The 15,096-nt window shown below is 50.3% G+C and carries 9 protein-coding genes, 1 tRNA gene and 2 pseudogenes; 7 read left to right on the top strand and 5 right to left on the bottom strand.

From position 1 onward, the window contains the following. Positions 1-204 precede the first annotated feature (204 nt). Together tyrR and DZ54_RS17995 are read left to right on the top strand one after the other, a co-directional pair. Positions 205-1,746 carry a transcriptional regulator TyrR gene (gene tyrR / locus DZ54_RS0101320; protein WP_025672849.1) on the top strand — a complete coding sequence of 514 codons (1,542 nt, stop codon included), beginning with the start codon at positions 205-207 and terminating at the stop codon, positions 1,744-1,746. A gap of 20 nt (positions 1,747-1,766) precedes the next feature. After that, positions 1,767-2,309 (top strand): GNAT family N-acetyltransferase, encoded by a 543-nt coding sequence (locus DZ54_RS17995; protein ID WP_240473884.1) that lies wholly within the window; start codon positions 1,767-1,769, stop codon positions 2,307-2,309. Between the two features lie 149 nt (positions 2,310-2,458). Here DZ54_RS17995 and pyk read toward each other — a convergent pair whose 3' ends face one another. Next, the gene (pyk, locus tag DZ54_RS0101330; protein ID WP_025672850.1) at positions 2,459-3,904 is read right to left on the bottom strand and encodes a pyruvate kinase; all 1,446 of its coding nucleotides are present in this window, start codon (positions 3,902-3,904) and stop codon (positions 2,459-2,461) included. 155 nt (positions 3,905-4,059) lie between these two features. Further along, entirely contained in the window at positions 4,060-4,914 is an 855-nt protein-coding gene (locus DZ54_RS0101335) for a MurR/RpiR family transcriptional regulator (RefSeq protein ID WP_025672851.1), read from the bottom strand. Positions 4,915-5,237: 323 nt separating this feature from the next. On the opposite strand from DZ54_RS0101335, the gene DZ54_RS0101340 reads away from it, so the two are divergent. Then, positions 5,238-6,092, top strand: coding sequence for an SDR family oxidoreductase (locus DZ54_RS0101340; protein ID WP_025672852.1), 855 nt, complete (start codon positions 5,238-5,240; stop codon positions 6,090-6,092). 315 nt (positions 6,093-6,407) lie between these two features. Here DZ54_RS0101340 and DZ54_RS0101345 read toward each other — a convergent pair whose 3' ends face one another. Further along, positions 6,408-9,080: a DUF2339 domain-containing protein gene (locus DZ54_RS0101345; RefSeq protein WP_025672853.1), complete on the bottom strand. Its 2,673-nt coding sequence runs from the start codon at positions 9,078-9,080 to the stop codon at positions 6,408-6,410. 497 nt (positions 9,081-9,577) lie between these two features. Here DZ54_RS0101345 and psrA point away from each other — a divergent pair, with 497 nt between their 5' ends. The 4 genes and pseudogenes from psrA to DZ54_RS0101365 all read left to right on the top strand — a co-directional run bounded on the left by psrA (position 9,578) and on the right by DZ54_RS0101365 (position 14,368). Continuing rightward, entirely contained in the window at positions 9,578-10,261 is a 684-nt protein-coding gene (gene psrA, locus DZ54_RS0101350) for a TetR family transcriptional repressor PsrA (protein ID WP_025672854.1), read from the top strand. 159 nt (positions 10,262-10,420) lie between these two features. Then, a pseudogene (locus tag DZ54_RS18000) lies at positions 10,421-12,544 on the top strand (acyl-CoA dehydrogenase); the annotation flags it as partial. A 390-nt stretch (positions 12,545-12,934) separates the two neighbouring features. Beyond that, a pseudogene (gene fabV / locus DZ54_RS18005) lies at positions 12,935-14,140 on the top strand (enoyl-ACP reductase FabV). A gap of 138 nt (positions 14,141-14,278) precedes the next feature. Further along, positions 14,279-14,368 (top strand) — tRNA-OTHER (locus tag DZ54_RS0101365). 193 nt (positions 14,369-14,561) lie between these two features. Here the strand turns inward: DZ54_RS0101365 and DZ54_RS27290 are convergent. Both DZ54_RS27290 and DZ54_RS0101375 read right to left on the bottom strand, forming a co-directional pair. Continuing rightward, positions 14,562-14,807, bottom strand: a complete 246-nt coding sequence (locus DZ54_RS27290) for a tyrosine-type recombinase/integrase (protein ID WP_025672855.1) — start codon at positions 14,805-14,807, stop codon at positions 14,562-14,564. Between the two features lie 7 nt (positions 14,808-14,814). Then, a partial coding sequence (locus tag DZ54_RS0101375) for an IS5/IS1182 family transposase (RefSeq protein ID WP_025672856.1) occupies positions 14,815-15,096 on the bottom strand: 282 nt, incomplete at its 5' end.

Genomic DNA, 15,096 nt, shown 5'->3' on the forward strand with positions numbered 1-15,096 from the left:
AAAAATGGCATCAGAGCTTGACTGTTAATCCCAACCCGCTCAAACTTCGCCTCAGTGTCAACTTATCCTGACAGCTAATCCGGCGCGCGCGAAAATTCTGACGAGTGCTTATGTAACGTCTTGATCAGAGCAAGTTTTAACCACCTCATCCCATCTTGTTCTGCGCCGGTATTGGGTATCACTGTCACGTTACAGGAATCCATTATGAGACTGAAAGTCTGTTGTGAAGATAGGATCGGACTGACCCGCGAATTGCTCGACATTTTGGTACGCCGCGATATTGATTTACGCGGGATCGAAATCGACCAGGTCGGGATTATCTATCTGAACTGCCCTGAAATTGAATTTGAAACCTTTAGTCAGTTGATGTCTGAAATTCGACTGATTTCTGGGGTCACCGATGTGCGCAAAGTCCAGTTCTTACCCGCCGAACGGGAGCATAAAGAGCTGCGTGCCTTGGTGGAAAGCTTGACCGACCCTGTGGTGTCGATCAACTTAGATGGCTACATCGATATGGCCAATAAAGCCGCGCAAGATCTGATCGGTTCCAGTGAACACCAGCTTATCGACGAACATGCGAATACCGTGTTCCCCGATTTTCAGTTTGCTCATTGGCTTGAGAAAGAAGAAGCCAGCCAAAGCTGTCGAATGGTAGTGATGGCCGGCCTCGACTTCTTAATGGAAGTGATGCCTGTCCATATCAATGATGAAAGCGAACAGCCTGTGCTCGTCAGCGCCGTGGTCCAACTAAAACAAGTGGCCATGAATAACACCCCGCAAACGGTTTTCCGCACGCCAAGCGATCATGGTTTTGAGCACCTTGTGGGTCAATCGAATAAGTTTAAGCAGCTAATCAGCCAAGCCAAAAAATTGGCGATGCTCGATGCGCCATTGCTAATACAAGGTGAGACCGGAACCGGCAAAGAAATGATGGCGCGCGCCTGTCACCGGCATTCACTGCGGGCAGACAAACCCTTCTTGCTGGTTAACTGTGTGTCGATGCCAGATAACGCGGCCGAAACCGAGCTGTTTGGCATGGCCGCCGCAGAAGAGGGTGGCAGCGCTAAAAAAGGAATTTTAGAGCAAGCGGATGGCGGCACCGTCTTTTTATATGAAGTGGGTGAAATGAGCCGTCACCTGCAGGTAAAACTGCTGCGCTTTATGCAAGACGGCACTTTCCGTCGGGTCGGTGAAGAGCGTGAAATGCAGGTTGATGTGCGAGTGATTTGCTCAACGCAGAAAAACTTACCTGAGCTGGTGGCCGCGCATCAATTCCGTGAAGATCTTTTTTATCGCCTGAACGTTTTGTCGCTGACGGTGCCACCGCTTAGAGAGCGCTCCGCGGATGTGATGCCATTAGCGCAGCTATTTATTAAACAATTTGCCGCCGATTTAGGCCAATCCAAGCCAGGTATTGATGACGCTCTCGCCGATTATTTGACCCACTATGCGTGGCCGGGCAACATTCGCCAGCTTCGCAATGTGTTACTGCATGCCATGACCCAGACCGATGCCGACGTAATGACGATTGATGATGTGCAGTTACCGGAAATCGAAAACACCCAGTTTATGAGTGAAGAGTCGATCGATGGTTCATTAGACGAAATCATGAAGCGCTATGAATCTGGGATCTTACACAACCTGTATCGAAGCTATCCCTCCACGCGTAAATTGGCGAAGCGGCTGGATGTCTCGCATACCGCTATCGCGAACAAACTGCGCGATTATGGTATTGGTAAGAAATAACTCGGGCCAAGACAGTGACTATGTACGAACCCTCAGTGTGTGACTTCCCACGATTGTCGGTGGATGAGCTACGCATTGGTGCCATCAGCCATGAAGACGTCACGCGGGTGGTGCAATACTTTCAGCGTAATCGCGACTTTCTAGCACCATGGGAGCCGGCGCGAACATCGGGCTTTTACTCCGAGCAAGGCTGGAAACGACGGGTACTTCAGCTGATGGAATTACAAAAACATCAGCTGGCGTATTATTTTCTCATCGCCAAGCAAGATTCACCCACGGTATTGGGAGTGATTTCTTATAGCAGCATGATGCAATACCCCTCGTATTCCTGCACCGTCGGGTATTCGTTAGACCAAGCTGCACAAGGACAAGGCATTATGTGCCGCGCATTGGCAGCCACCAATCAGTGGTTGTTCGACAATATCCACATTCACCGCGTCAATGCCGCTTACATGCCATGCAATGCGCGCAGTGCCAAGGTGTTAGAAGCCGTCGGGTTTGAACAAGAAGGGCGAGCACGTGATTATCTGCTGATTAACGGTCAATGGAAGATCACCTATTAATGGCGCACATTAACCCGCACTGGCGCCCTAAACCCGCCCTGTCGAGCTAAAGAAAAGGCGTCTTTGAATGGCAGTTTTAACCGAAAAAAGGCGATCCGTCTGGATCGCCTTTCTAATTATGGATGCTGGTTGTTACCCATGCCGAATGGTTATTTGACTGTTAACACACGCATAGTATTGGTTGAGCCTACCACTTCCATTTGGTCACCTTGCGTCATGATGACCTGATCGCCCTCATTCAAAAAACCACCGGCTTTCAGTGTCTGCAGAGCCTGTTCGGCCACTTGCGGACCGGCGCCGCTGTTGCTATCAAAATACACAGGCATGACGCCGCGGTACAATGCCGCACGATTCAGCGTTTGCTCATGACGAGACAAGGCAAAAATAGGCTTCCCTGAGGAAATGCGCGACATCATCAACGCAGTGCGGCCTGACTCAGTCAGCGACACCATGGCTTTAATCCCTTTCATATGGTTGGCCGCATACATGGTTGCCATCGATACCGTCTCTTCTTGGCTATCAAATTGGCGATCCAAGCGATGGTTAGACACATTCACTGACGGCATTTTTTCAGCACCGACACACACTTCTGCCATGGCGCGTACCGTCTCAACGGGATATTGTCCTGCCGCCGTTTCTGCCGACAACATCACCGCATCTGTACCGTCTAACACGGCGTTAGCGACATCCATGACCTCTGCACGGGTTGGCATCGGGGCGGTGATCATTGACTCCATCATTTGAGTCGCGGTAATCACTAAGCGGTTCATACTGCGTGCGCGACGGATCAATTGTTTTTGGACCCCAACCAATTCAGGGTCACCAATTTCAACGCCCAGATCGCCACGTGCCACCATCACTACATCAGACGCTTCGATAATGTCATCAATACTGGCATCGCTGACCACGGTTTCTGCGCGTTCAACTTTAGCCACCAAGCGCGCATCCAAGCCAGCATCACGTGCTAATGAGCGGGCATAATGCATGTCTTGACCGTTGCGAGGAAACGAGATAGCTAAAAAATCGACCTTTATTTTAGCGGCGGTGAGAATGTCTTTTTTATCTTTTTCGGTCAACGCAGGCGCAGACAGGCCACCACCTTTTTTGTTGATCCCTTTATTGTTGGATAGCTTCCCGCCCACCGTCACTTCGGTGTGAACTTTGGTGCCCTCAACCGCCAACACTTTTAGCTGTACACGGCCATCGTCGAGCAACAAAATATCGCCATTGGTCACATCTTGAGGCAGAGCTTTGTAGTCGAGGCCCACAGCGTCTTGATCGCCCATTCCCGGCGAAAGGTCGCTGTCTAGAGCAAATTTATCACCTACCGCCAGCATGATTGCGCCGTCTTTAAAGGTGGATACACGAATTTTAGGCCCTTGTAAATCACCCAAAATGCCCACATGACGGCCAAGCCGGGCTGCTATCGCACGCACCTGTTCGGCACGCTTAATATGATCTTCCGCACTGCCGTGAGAGAAGTTGAGGCGAACGACATTCGCACCCGCCTGAATGACGGACTCCAACACACTGTCTTTATCCGTTGCCGGGCCCAATGTGGTCACAATCTTCGTTCTTCTCAATTTTGCAGACATGATTAACTCCTATAGACAGGGTGATGCGCAAGAAGCGTGTTGCGAGGCAAGCATCACCGCTTGGTAATAAACTAATCAAACGCTGACATCAGTGTAGCGCATGGAAAATATCAACGAGATGACACAAAAAAAGGAGTGCCATGCACTCCTCAGGATTAGGTCAATGATTCTTTATGGAAGCGTGAATCGCGGATGGCTTCTTTGACACGTTTCAAGTTATCTCTAAATCCGGGACCGCGACGCAGGGTAAAGCCGGTGGCCAGCACGTCGATCACTGTCATTTGTACCACACGACTTGCCATTGGCATGTACTCATCGGTATCTTCGGGGACATCAAGCTGAATGGTGTGAGAGCACACTTTATCGAGCGGCGAGTCGCGCTGTGTGATGCCAATTACGGTTGCGCCATTTTCTCGGGCCAAGTTTGCCACGTCGACGAGACTCTTGGTCCGACCGGTATGTGAGATCATGACCACCACATCGCCGTCATTGCAGTTAATACAGCTCATGCGTTGCATCACAATATCGTTAAAGCAGACAACAGGGATATTGAAACGGAAAAATTTGTTCTGCGCATCGTGAGCAACGGACGCCGAGGCACCCAGGCCAAAGAAGGAGATCTTCTTTGCTTGTGTCAACATGTCCACAGCACGGTTAATTTGGTGGGTATCAATGCTGTTCTTGGCCACATCCAAACAAGCCATGGTTGACTCAAAAATCTTCGCCGTGTAAGCATCAGCACCGTCGTTTTCTTCAACGTTACGGTTCACATAGGGCGTGCCGTTTGCCAAACTTTGCGCTAAATGCAGTTTAAAGTCGGGGAATCCTTTAGTGTCTAAGCGACGACAAAACCGGTTCACCGTTGGCTCACTCACATCAGCCATTTTTGCTAGCGTCGCAATGCTCGAATGGATAGCGGTTTGAGGGGAGGCGACAATAATTTCAGCAACTTTTCTTTCAGACTTGCTGAAGTTTTCAAGATTTTTTTGTATTTTTTCCAGAGTATTCATCTGAGTTACCGCTTACGTTCAAGACCAAATTAAAAAACTACCGCTCCCTGAGAGCGAGTAAAATGCAGTGTTTAAGTACGTCAATCATCACGGTTTTTGACCACCGTTTAATGATTGATAGTCTATCCGCTCACGCTTTGTAATGACATTATTATGACTATCTGAGAATAAAAACTTTGTCATCATTCACGCTTTTGGTTATTTCCTTACATAATCAAGGAATATATTTACAGCGTGAAATAAATAATCGGTCAAAAATGGGTCAAAACGCGGTGTGAAGGCGATTACATTGAAAAATAATTACGTAACCCTAAGGAGTGCTTGTGTCAGGATTGAAAGTCGGAATATGTGGTTGTGGTTGGTTGGGGACCCCACTTGCGTCGCACTTGTTAGCGGCAGGACACCAAGTGGTTGGGACCAAGCGTCAATCGGACGCAGCGCAAGCATGGAGCCAGTCATTAAATACCCCCGTAGTGCCCTTTGATGTAATGACACCCGATTACCATCACGCGCAGCCATTGCTTGAGTGCGACATTGTGGTGATCAATATCGCGGCAGGACGACGTAATGCAGATTTTAATGCCTACCGCCGCGCGATGACCGCTTTTATTGATCATCTCGCGCAATCGGGGGTTGAGCACGTGCTCTTTATTAGCACCACGTCTGTGTATGGCGAGCGTAAAGGGCAAGTGACAGAACAAACGCCGACCGCCGCGACAACAGCATCCGGTAAAGCGCACGAAGCTATTGAAGCCCATGTTACTCGCGTGTATGGCGATCAGGGCAGTGTCGTGCGTCTGGCAGGCTTAATCGGCGGTGAACGCCATCCATCGACCATGTTGTCGGGACGCACTGGACTGTCTGGCGGCAGCGAGCCGGTCAATCTTATCCACCGTAGCGATGTGATAGCAGCGATCAGCGCGATAATTCACCAGCGCCAATGGGGACACGTCTATCATTTGTGTGCCGAGCTTCATCCATCCAAAGGCGTTTATTACGGTTGGGCCGCGCGCGAAATGGGATTAATACCGCCTGAATACCACGAGAGTGCTGGCGACGGTAAATGGATTGATGCTTCGCATACGCTGGCGCAGCTGGGACTCACCTTGCGGTATGCGTCGCCCTATCAAATGATTGCCGATGGCCAAGTGACGTCTGATGATCCCGCGCCAAAATAAAAAAAGCCCACACAAGGTGGGCAAAATAAAGGTAGAGACAAATAAACTCTAAGTAAGTAGAAAAAGCAGCAGCAGTTCGGAAAGAAGGAGAATCGAGCACCTCAATCACTGAGGGGGATAAGGCATTTCTTACCGATGCACCCATTAGGACTGGGCGAATACAAAGAAGTTCCTACAAATTAAAAAAAGTCGTGATATTTAATCAATTGGCAATTCATATGTGACTCATCTCGCAATAATGGCGGCAATTAATGTCGCCATCTCACTGAATTGGAACACATATAGCTGTTCACTCAACGCTTAACCTGCTTGAAACTACGCGGCCCATTGCCGCTGCTTGAGCCACTGAAACAATCCCCCTAGCGCCACCAAACAAAGCCCCAAGCCAATAAAGGACAGCGCCCGCATTAGCCCCTCTATGCTGGCCATATCGACTAAGAATACTTTGAGGATCACCAGCGCCAAAACAGCCATCGCGCCTTGCTGCACACGTACTGATTGCTGCCAGTATCCACCGAGCAGGCTAAGACTACCTATCGCTAACCAAACCAATGAATAGGTGTATAGCTCTGCATTTGGGGTGGGTTGTGATAGTACGATGGTGTTACCTTGCCACGCTTGGCGAATCAAACCATTGACGAGCAAAAAACCAAAAACCGCTGCACTAATACTGGTCAGTGTTTGCACACGTAGTTTACTCGCGGGGAGCGACAGATATCCCCATCGACCCAGCCAAAGGCAAGCCAGCAAAGGAACGCCCCACCAAGGCCAGAGCAAACTAGAGAGCGGAGAATGACCAATCGATATTCCCTCAAAGTAAGGGTTATGCTCAAAAAAGAGAATAAATTGGATAAGTGCACTTAAGACTAAGAGGGCGATCCCGCCGATACGGTACAAAAACGCGAACGTCTGCGCGGCGCGAGCGCGATACAGATAAACACACGCCAATAATAACCAGTTCATGCTCATGACCACCGCGCCAGAAACCGAGTGCATCACGCTGGTCAGCCCTTGAAGATCACATAGCCACAGTGTTGCACTTGTGAGCCACAGCGCGGCGAGTTGCAGTTGCGCGCCAGTGAGCCAAGCGGGCAGTGTGTGATTTTGTACCCAGCGCTGACCCACATAAATCAAGAGTCCAATCGACGGATAAAGCCACAGTGTGTCCGGCATCGATTCCACGTGATTAGTGGTAAGCAATAACAAGGTGGCGCGAGCGAGCACTGCAGTGACCAGCGCCTGAATAACCCAATTTGTAAGTGCTATCCGATATGTGTGGGTGAGCCAAAGCATCATCACGGCTTGCAGAGTCAGTGCCAAGGTCAGTGCGTACTCGCTCAATAGCAAGGTCAACGCGAGAGCGAGGTGCGCATTGACCCCACACCACAAGCTTAATCGTGCCAGTGTTTGCGCTTGCTCTGTTCCTTTGAAATGACGAGTAAACGCCGCTAATACTGCTGCGCCGCCGGCCAGGCAAGCCGCCCATAACAAGGTGCTAAATGCGTGTATAACGTGTCCACCCCACAACTGATCAGTCACGACCGCGTTTAGGCTCACCATTAATGGCACCGCTAGGCACGCCAACCAAATAAAGTGAATGCTTTGCGGGGCACGCTTGCCCAGAACTAAGCCATAAAGCAGGGTAAAGACACCCATGCCCAGGCCAATATGTTGGGCTAGGGAAGAGCTATCAAGATCACTTGATAATAGCCAAAGTGCTACCCAAACCAAGCCCAGAACCGGCCAGGCATCCCAACGCGCGGAGAAAAGTGGGGCGAGATATAGACACGCCACCAAGGCTGTGATCAACGGTATACCGACAGAGAGAGGTAACGGAAACACCGCGATTGATGCAATTGACATAATGGCAAGCATCAGCCAGGTGTCGAGCGCGTGATGGTGCCATGCGCGCACGTCGAAAAGCGTAAGCAAAGACAACGGAGTGTCAGGTGTCGGTTTGAGCTGCCAACCCAATCTTGGCACCGCAATTAACAAGTACACAGAGCCAAGAGCAAAACCTGTGACAGTGACTAATGGCACCAAAAAATGGGCAAACGCAAACAGCCAGGCAAGATGCATTCCCCATAGGCTATACCACAACCAACGACGCTCAACACGTTGAGCAACATACGTGATGGCGGCGGCGACGAGTAAAAAATAGCTCGCGAGCAACCCGTAGCTGGGAGTGGCACCAGTGGAAAAGAGTGGCGCCCCATACGCACCAATGAGGCCGACAACGGTCAATAAAGGGCCAAATCTAAGCCCGTAAAAGGCGGCGCCGAGCGATATTAGCGCCAGCACCACAACGGCGACGGGCTCGGAAATAAAGTGGTAAGGGGTAGCCGCCATTAAGGTAAGACCGAACAAGCTGATAAAACCGGCGCTAGCAATGGCAGCGGGGACATAGCTCGGCCAATGGATAAGAGTGTAACGGCGCAACTTATCGTGCAGCCACTCACTACCGACAATCAAGCCAGCGCCAAAGATGGCACCTAAGGCAAGACGCGCCAGAGGAGGAAAGTAGCCTTCGCTAATCAGATATGAGATTAAGAACAGTCCGCCGAGGGTGAAAATACCGGCACCACTCCAAACCAGCCATTGCTGTTTTGCGCGTTCAAGCCATGCGAGGCGATTCCCATTGTCGCTTGGTGTATCGGGTTGGTGTGTCGTGATCCGTTCTGCTTCGTTTGGCTCAAGAGGGGTAGACTCGGTGAGCGCTTCCCGCGCGACAGTGCGAGTATCACCCGAGACAATGGCAGTGTTTGCATCGACGTTAGTCTCTTGCTCTGCTGGATTGTCGGCATCAGCAGAGGGTTGAGTGGACTCACCTGGTACGGTCAATTGTGATTGCAGCTGAGTGAGAGCTTGCCGCGTCTCAGCGAGTTCACGATTGAGTGCATTCACTTTGAATAGTGCCAAGAGGCCACAAATACTGCCAATGAGCATCACCAAACTGGCGACGAACATAAAGAAGATCAAGGATTCCATATCGCGTTAACCAAGCCCGTTGTCACAAAATGCGTGCACACTGTACAGCGAGGCGGAATTAAATGGCGTTATGGCGGCAATAAAAGTCAAAACTTGGGAGCAAGTGCATAAAAAAGCCCACAAGCAACGAGCAAGTGGGCATAGAAGAAAAGTCTTCTAGAAAAAGCAGTGGCACAAAGTGTGACTGCCAAAAATGCGAATGGGTTCCCACACAGGTACAAAAAAGCACAGTCTATTTTTGCGAACGTACGGACTCACCGGCTTAGTCACTGATATTCAATACGTTACATATCGCGTTGCTGCCTCTCTTAGCCTCATCCTTTACCAAACATTATACGGTGACAACAAAAGGGCACTGAAACCCCGATGATGTCGCGAGGACGCTTTCATCACTCAATAATGTGATGTTGCTCATGCGATACGCGGGTGTTTCTTACTTGTTAAATGAAGTGTGTCGGTATAAAGTTAAACAAGCGTTTAAATCAGGTGAGTGAATCATGGCAGGACGAGGCGACACCAAAGCGAAAATACTGGATGCCGCGGAGCAGCTCTTCGCCGAGCATGGCTTTAAAGAAACATCGTTGCGTACCATCACGAGTAAAGCAGGGGTTAACCTTGCGTCGGTGAATTACCATTTTGGTGACAAAAAATCACTGGTGCGCGCGGTGCTTGGACGATATCTCGAGGCATTTATGCCCGCACTTGGCGAACAACTGCAAACGCTGTTAAGCCAGCGTGACTGTTCGATGGCCCAAGTGTTTTCCTGTGCCAAACAGCCGGTACTCGCCCTTGACCAATACCGGCCTCATGGTGCCGCCACCTTTATGCAATTAATTGGTCGAGGATATACCGATGTGCAAGGACATTTGCGTTGGTTTATAACCACACGCTACGAGCATGTATTAACCTTGTTTAATCAAGCCGTTCATAAAGCGAACCCAACGCTTACCCCTGAAGCTGTCTTTTGGCACATTCATTTCACGCTTGGAGCGGCTATTTTCACCATGGCATCGAGCGAGGCACTTCGTGATATTGCCGAAAATGATTTTGATCGCACGTTAGACACCGAAGCGATCGTTGATCGTCTCATCCCGTATCTAGCCGCAGGGATGAACGCGGAACCTGCAGTGATGCAGCCAGGCCAAGTGCTGCCGTTTGCGGCGGAATCGCAGGCCGACTAACGCAACAATCCATCGGGCGTGGTAGACGTGGAGCCAGCCTCATTTATCACTCAACGCATTGTCGATGTCTACAGCGCGTTAGGTGCAATGTAAAACCCGTTCTGGTCGCACAATAACAGCAACAAGAGTGCAACTATGATCAACAAAAGGACCTGAATCATGAGCTCTCAAACTTCGTTACGTCGTTCACTGATTAGTGATAAAGCGTTTACTTTCTTTAAAAAGGTGCTGCCACCCTTATCTGCGACAGAGCGTGAAGCGATGGAAGCGGGTAGCGTATGGTGGGATGGCGAACTCTTTTCTGGATCGCCAGATTGGAAGACCTTGCACAGCTATGGCAAGCCAATGCTCACTACTGAAGAACAAGCCTTTATCGATAACCAACTCGATACCTTACTCGCCATGCTGGACGATTTTAAAATCGTGCAAGAGCAAAAAGACTTGCCGGAAGAAGTGTGGGATTACTTGAAGAAAGAACGCTTTTTCTCGCTGATCATTCCCAAAGAATACGGGGGCCTCGCGTTCTCGGCGCTGGCTAACTCCACCATCGTATCGCGCATTGCCACGCGCAGTTTAAGTGCCGCGGTCACCGTCATGGTGCCCAACTCGCTGGGCCCGGGTGAGCTACTGACCCATTATGGCACCCAAGAGCAACGCGATTACTGGCTGCCTCGTCTTGCCGATGGCCGTGAAGTGCCTTGCTTTGGCCTCACAGGCCCAGAAGCTGGCTCGGATGCAGGGAGCATTCCCGACCATGGCGTGATTTGCATGGGTGAGCACAATGGCGAGGAAGTCCTCGGCATTCGCTTAAGCTGGAACAAGCGCTATATTACCTTAGCTCCCGTGGCTAGTGTGGTTGGGCTTGCTTTTAAACTTGGCGATCCGGAAGGTTTACTGGGTGACAAAAAAGATCTCGGTATCACCTGTGCGTTAGTCCCGGCGGACCACCCAGGCGTTGAAATTGGCGACCGCCATAATCCGCTTAATATGGCCTTCATGAACGGCACCACCAAGGGTGAAGATGTATTTATCCCTATCGATTGGGTCATCGGTGGCAAAGACTATGTCGGACGTGGCTGGCGTATGCTGGTGGAGTGCCTGTCTGCTGGACGTGGGATCTCGCTGCCCGCATTAGGTACGGCGGTCGGACACTTAGCCACACGCACCACAGGCGCTTACAGCTATGTGCGCAAGCAATTTGGTATGCACATCGGCCGTTTCGAAGGCGTGGCGGAAGCCTAGGCCGTATGGGTGGGTTAAATTATTTAATTGAATCGACCCGAACCCTGACCACCACTGCACTGGATCAGGGTGAGAAACCGGCGATCATCACGGCTATTTCTAAATATCACATGACCGAGATCGCGCGCACCATCCTAAACGATTCGATGGATGTTCACGCGGGCCGCGCCATTCAATTGGGGCCACTCAACTACATTGGTCACCACTACTTTGGTATTCCTGTCGCGATCACCGTCGAAGGGGCGAACATTCTTACCCGTAACCTGATGATCTTTGGCCAAGGGGCGACCCGTTGTCATCCTTATGTGCTCGAAGAAATGGAAGCGGCCGCCAACCCAGATCAAGAGCAAGGCGCACAAGCGTTTGATAAATTGCTGTTTAAACACATTGGCCATGCCACCAAAAATAGCGTGATGGGCGTAGTAAACGCCTTGACCGGCTCGCTGACCAACAGTGCGCCAGTGAGTGGTGAAACGGCCAAATACTATCGTCACTTGACCCGCATGAGTCGTGCACTGGCGGTCACCACCGATGTGGCGATGTTGTCACTGGGCGGTGAGCTAAAACGCCGCGAAATGCTTTCAGCTCGCCTTGGCGATGTATTGAGTCATCTTTATATGGCATCGGCAACCTTGAAGCGCTACGAAGATGAAGGGCGTCCAAGCCAAGATCTGCCGATGGTGCACTATGCCTTGCAATACTGCTTAGCTCAGTGTGCCAAAGCCTTTGATGGCGCCTTTAACAACTTCCCGGCTAAAGGTGTGGGTCGTAGTTTACGCGCCCTACTGTTCCCATTAGGCATGCGTTACAAAATGCCATCCGACAAGCTGCTTAACCAGATCGCTGAGCAGTTAATGACCCCAAGTGCCGAACGCGACCGTTGGACGCATCTGTGCTATGTCGGGGAAAAAGCCGACGATCCGGTGGCGGTGATGGAGCGTGCCTTTACCGCGATGTGGGCATGCCGTGATACCGAAAAAGCGTTGATCAAGGACGGTGAAAGCCAAAAAAATCAATGGTAAAGCTAGCCTAGCCGACCGCTCACAACAAGCGGTAGAGCAGAACATTATCACCGCTGATGCGCGTGAAAACTGACTTGAGGGTGATGCGTTGCGTGCTTACGCCGTACAAGTGGATGATTTTGAGGCCGATTGGTTTACCTCAAATCAGTTAGAAGGGGGCGCTATCGACAAAGCTAACCCAAATAAAGCCGCTTAAATGCTGTGATTGCACGAATGAAAAGCGTCTGTGATAAGCAGACGCTTTTTTTATTGGCTCGCTCATGGAGGCGACTAACACTGCGATCTTGTCCACTATTTTTGCCTGCAACACCTCCAACCACTGGGTATTTTTGCCCTTTTTCCGTAAAAGGGGATGCATAGGCAGGCGTTAGTATTTATCCTTAGCTCAATTTTGTGAGGGACGTTGAATATGATCATCAAACCTAAAATTACGCGGATTTGATTCTGTACGACGACACATCCCGTCGGGTGTGAAGCGAACGTAAAAGAGCAAATTGATTACACCAAAGCACAAGGCCCGATCGCTAACGCGCCAAAACGTGTACTGGTCGTGGGCGCATCCAGCGGCTATGGCTTGTCCTCACGCATTGCGGCCGCTTTTGGCGGTGGCGCAGCCACCATTGGTGTGTTCTTCGAAAAGCCAGGCACTGAGAAAAAGCCAGGCACCGCAGGCTGGTACAACTCCGCCGCGTTTGACAAGTTTGCTAAGCAAGAAGGCCTGTATTCAAAAAGCCTGAACGGCGATGCCTTCTCGCACGACGCCAAGCAAAAAGCCATCGAGCTCATCAAACAAGATCTTGGTCAAATCGACATGGTGGTTTACTCACTGGCCTCGCCAGTCCGTAAATTGCCCGATAGCGGCGAGCTGGTCCGCTCATCACTGAAACCCATTGGTGAGACGTACACCTCAACCGCCGTCGATACCAACAAAGATCAACTTATCGAAGCAAGCGTCGAGCCGGCCACAGAGCAAGAGATCCAAGACACCGTTACCGTAATGGGCGGTGAAGACTGGGAGCTTTGGATTAATGCCCTCAATGACGCCGGTGTTTTGGCCGAAGGCTGCAAAACCGTGGCGTACAGCTACATTGGCACAGCGCTCACCTGGCCAATTTACTGGGAAGGCGCGCTGGGCAAAGCCAAAATGGACTTAGACCGTGCCGCCAGCGAGCTAAACCAGACCCTTGCTGCCAAAGGCGGTAGCGCCAATGTCGCAGTACTGAAAAGCGTGGTCACTCAAGCCAGCTCAGCGATCCCGGTGATGCCACTGTATATCGCCATGGTGTTCAAAAAGATGCGCGAAGAAGGGGTGCATGAGGGTTGCATGGAGCAAATCTATCGCATGTTTACTCAGCGCTTATATCAAACAGACGGAAGCGAACCTGCGGTTGATAGCGAACGACGCTTGCGTTTAGACGACTTAGAGCTGCGCGAAGACATTCAGCAGCACTGTCGCGACCTGTGGCCACAGATCACCACAGAGAACCTCACCGAGCTGACCGACTACAATGAATACAAAGCTGAGTTCTTGAAGTTATTTGGCTTTGGCGTTGATGGGGTGGATTACGACGCAGACGTAAACCCATTAGTGGAATTTGATGTAGAAAACATCTAATTCTGCATACAAAAACAGCAGAAGGGGGCAGCGACAAGCTGGCCCCTTTTTTATTGCGCGAAAGCTAACCAAACAAACAGCAATCCATATATTTTTCCTTTACAAGCAAACGGCAAATCCCTAATATACACAGCGTTCGGAGGGATGGCTGAGCGGTTGAAAGCACCGGTCTTGAAACCGGCAAGGGTTAATAAGCCTTCTAGGGTTCAAATCCCTATCCCTCCGCCACATATCGAAAAGCCGCTGAGAAATCAGCGGCTTTTTTGCGTTTATGCCCTGACAAATCCCCAAACCCTGACCTCGCCAACATTTTAGACGCCTTTGCCTAAACAAGCACCTAACCATCTGATAATCTAGCCCGCGAAAAATTGCCCTGTAAGGCCTTTTGGACGCCGCCAACCAAAGGGCGGTAGCGTGGGTGTTAAAGCAAATCCTTAATACGTAACCTCAAGCACTCATTGATGCGTAGACCACTGCCGTACATAAGTCCACAAATCAGCTTATCTCTTGCGCCAAGGTAGGTGAAAATTCTCGCAACTTCTTCTTTACTGAGCACAATTGGAATTCGCGGCGATTTTTTGGACGGACTAAACGCAATCTTACCTAGCGGTTGGTTTAAAAACTGGTTGTAAAGAAAGGCTAGGGCGTGTTGATCTTTGCTGTACACATTTTATTCAGCAATACATCGGCAGCCACATTATAGTAAACGCCAGTGATACCATACTGGCGTAATTTCTTGCTAACTTATCATATCTCGTTGATATTGCTCGGAAGTGCTTAATCCTCGCGAAAGCATTCTCAACTAAATGTCGATACTTATAGAGACACCAATCCATGCTTTCTTTGTCGATATCTTGTCCATAATTTCGCGTCGGTATAACGGTGTCACCACCTTTAGAGTCAACATATGCCCTTAAAGCTTCGCTGTCATAGCCTTTATCAGCGATAAATACGTT

It is taken from the genome of Salinivibrio socompensis S35 (genome assembly GCF_000513715.1).
GTDB lineage: Bacteria > Pseudomonadota > Gammaproteobacteria > Enterobacterales > Vibrionaceae > Salinivibrio > Salinivibrio socompensis.

What these genes read in the sequence shown, in the direction of transcription:
- DZ54_RS0101345 (WP_025672853.1), bottom strand. Translation starts at nt 9,080, where the DNA reads ATGGAATCCTTGATCTTCTTTATGTTCGTCGCCAGTTTGGTGATGCTC.
- DZ54_RS17995 (WP_240473884.1), top strand. Translation starts at nt 1,767, where the DNA reads ATGTACGAACCCTCAGTGTGTGACTTCCCACGATTGTCGGTGGATGAG.
- tyrR (WP_025672849.1), top strand. Translation starts at nt 205, where the DNA reads ATGAGACTGAAAGTCTGTTGTGAAGATAGGATCGGACTGACCCGCGAA.
- psrA (WP_025672854.1), top strand. Translation starts at nt 9,578, where the DNA reads ATGGCAGGACGAGGCGACACCAAAGCGAAAATACTGGATGCCGCGGAG.
- DZ54_RS0101335 (WP_025672851.1), bottom strand. Translation starts at nt 4,914, where the DNA reads ATGAATACTCTGGAAAAAATACAAAAAAATCTTGAAAACTTCAGCAAG.
- pyk (WP_025672850.1), bottom strand. Translation starts at nt 3,904, where the DNA reads ATGTCTGCAAAATTGAGAAGAACGAAGATTGTGACCACATTGGGCCCG.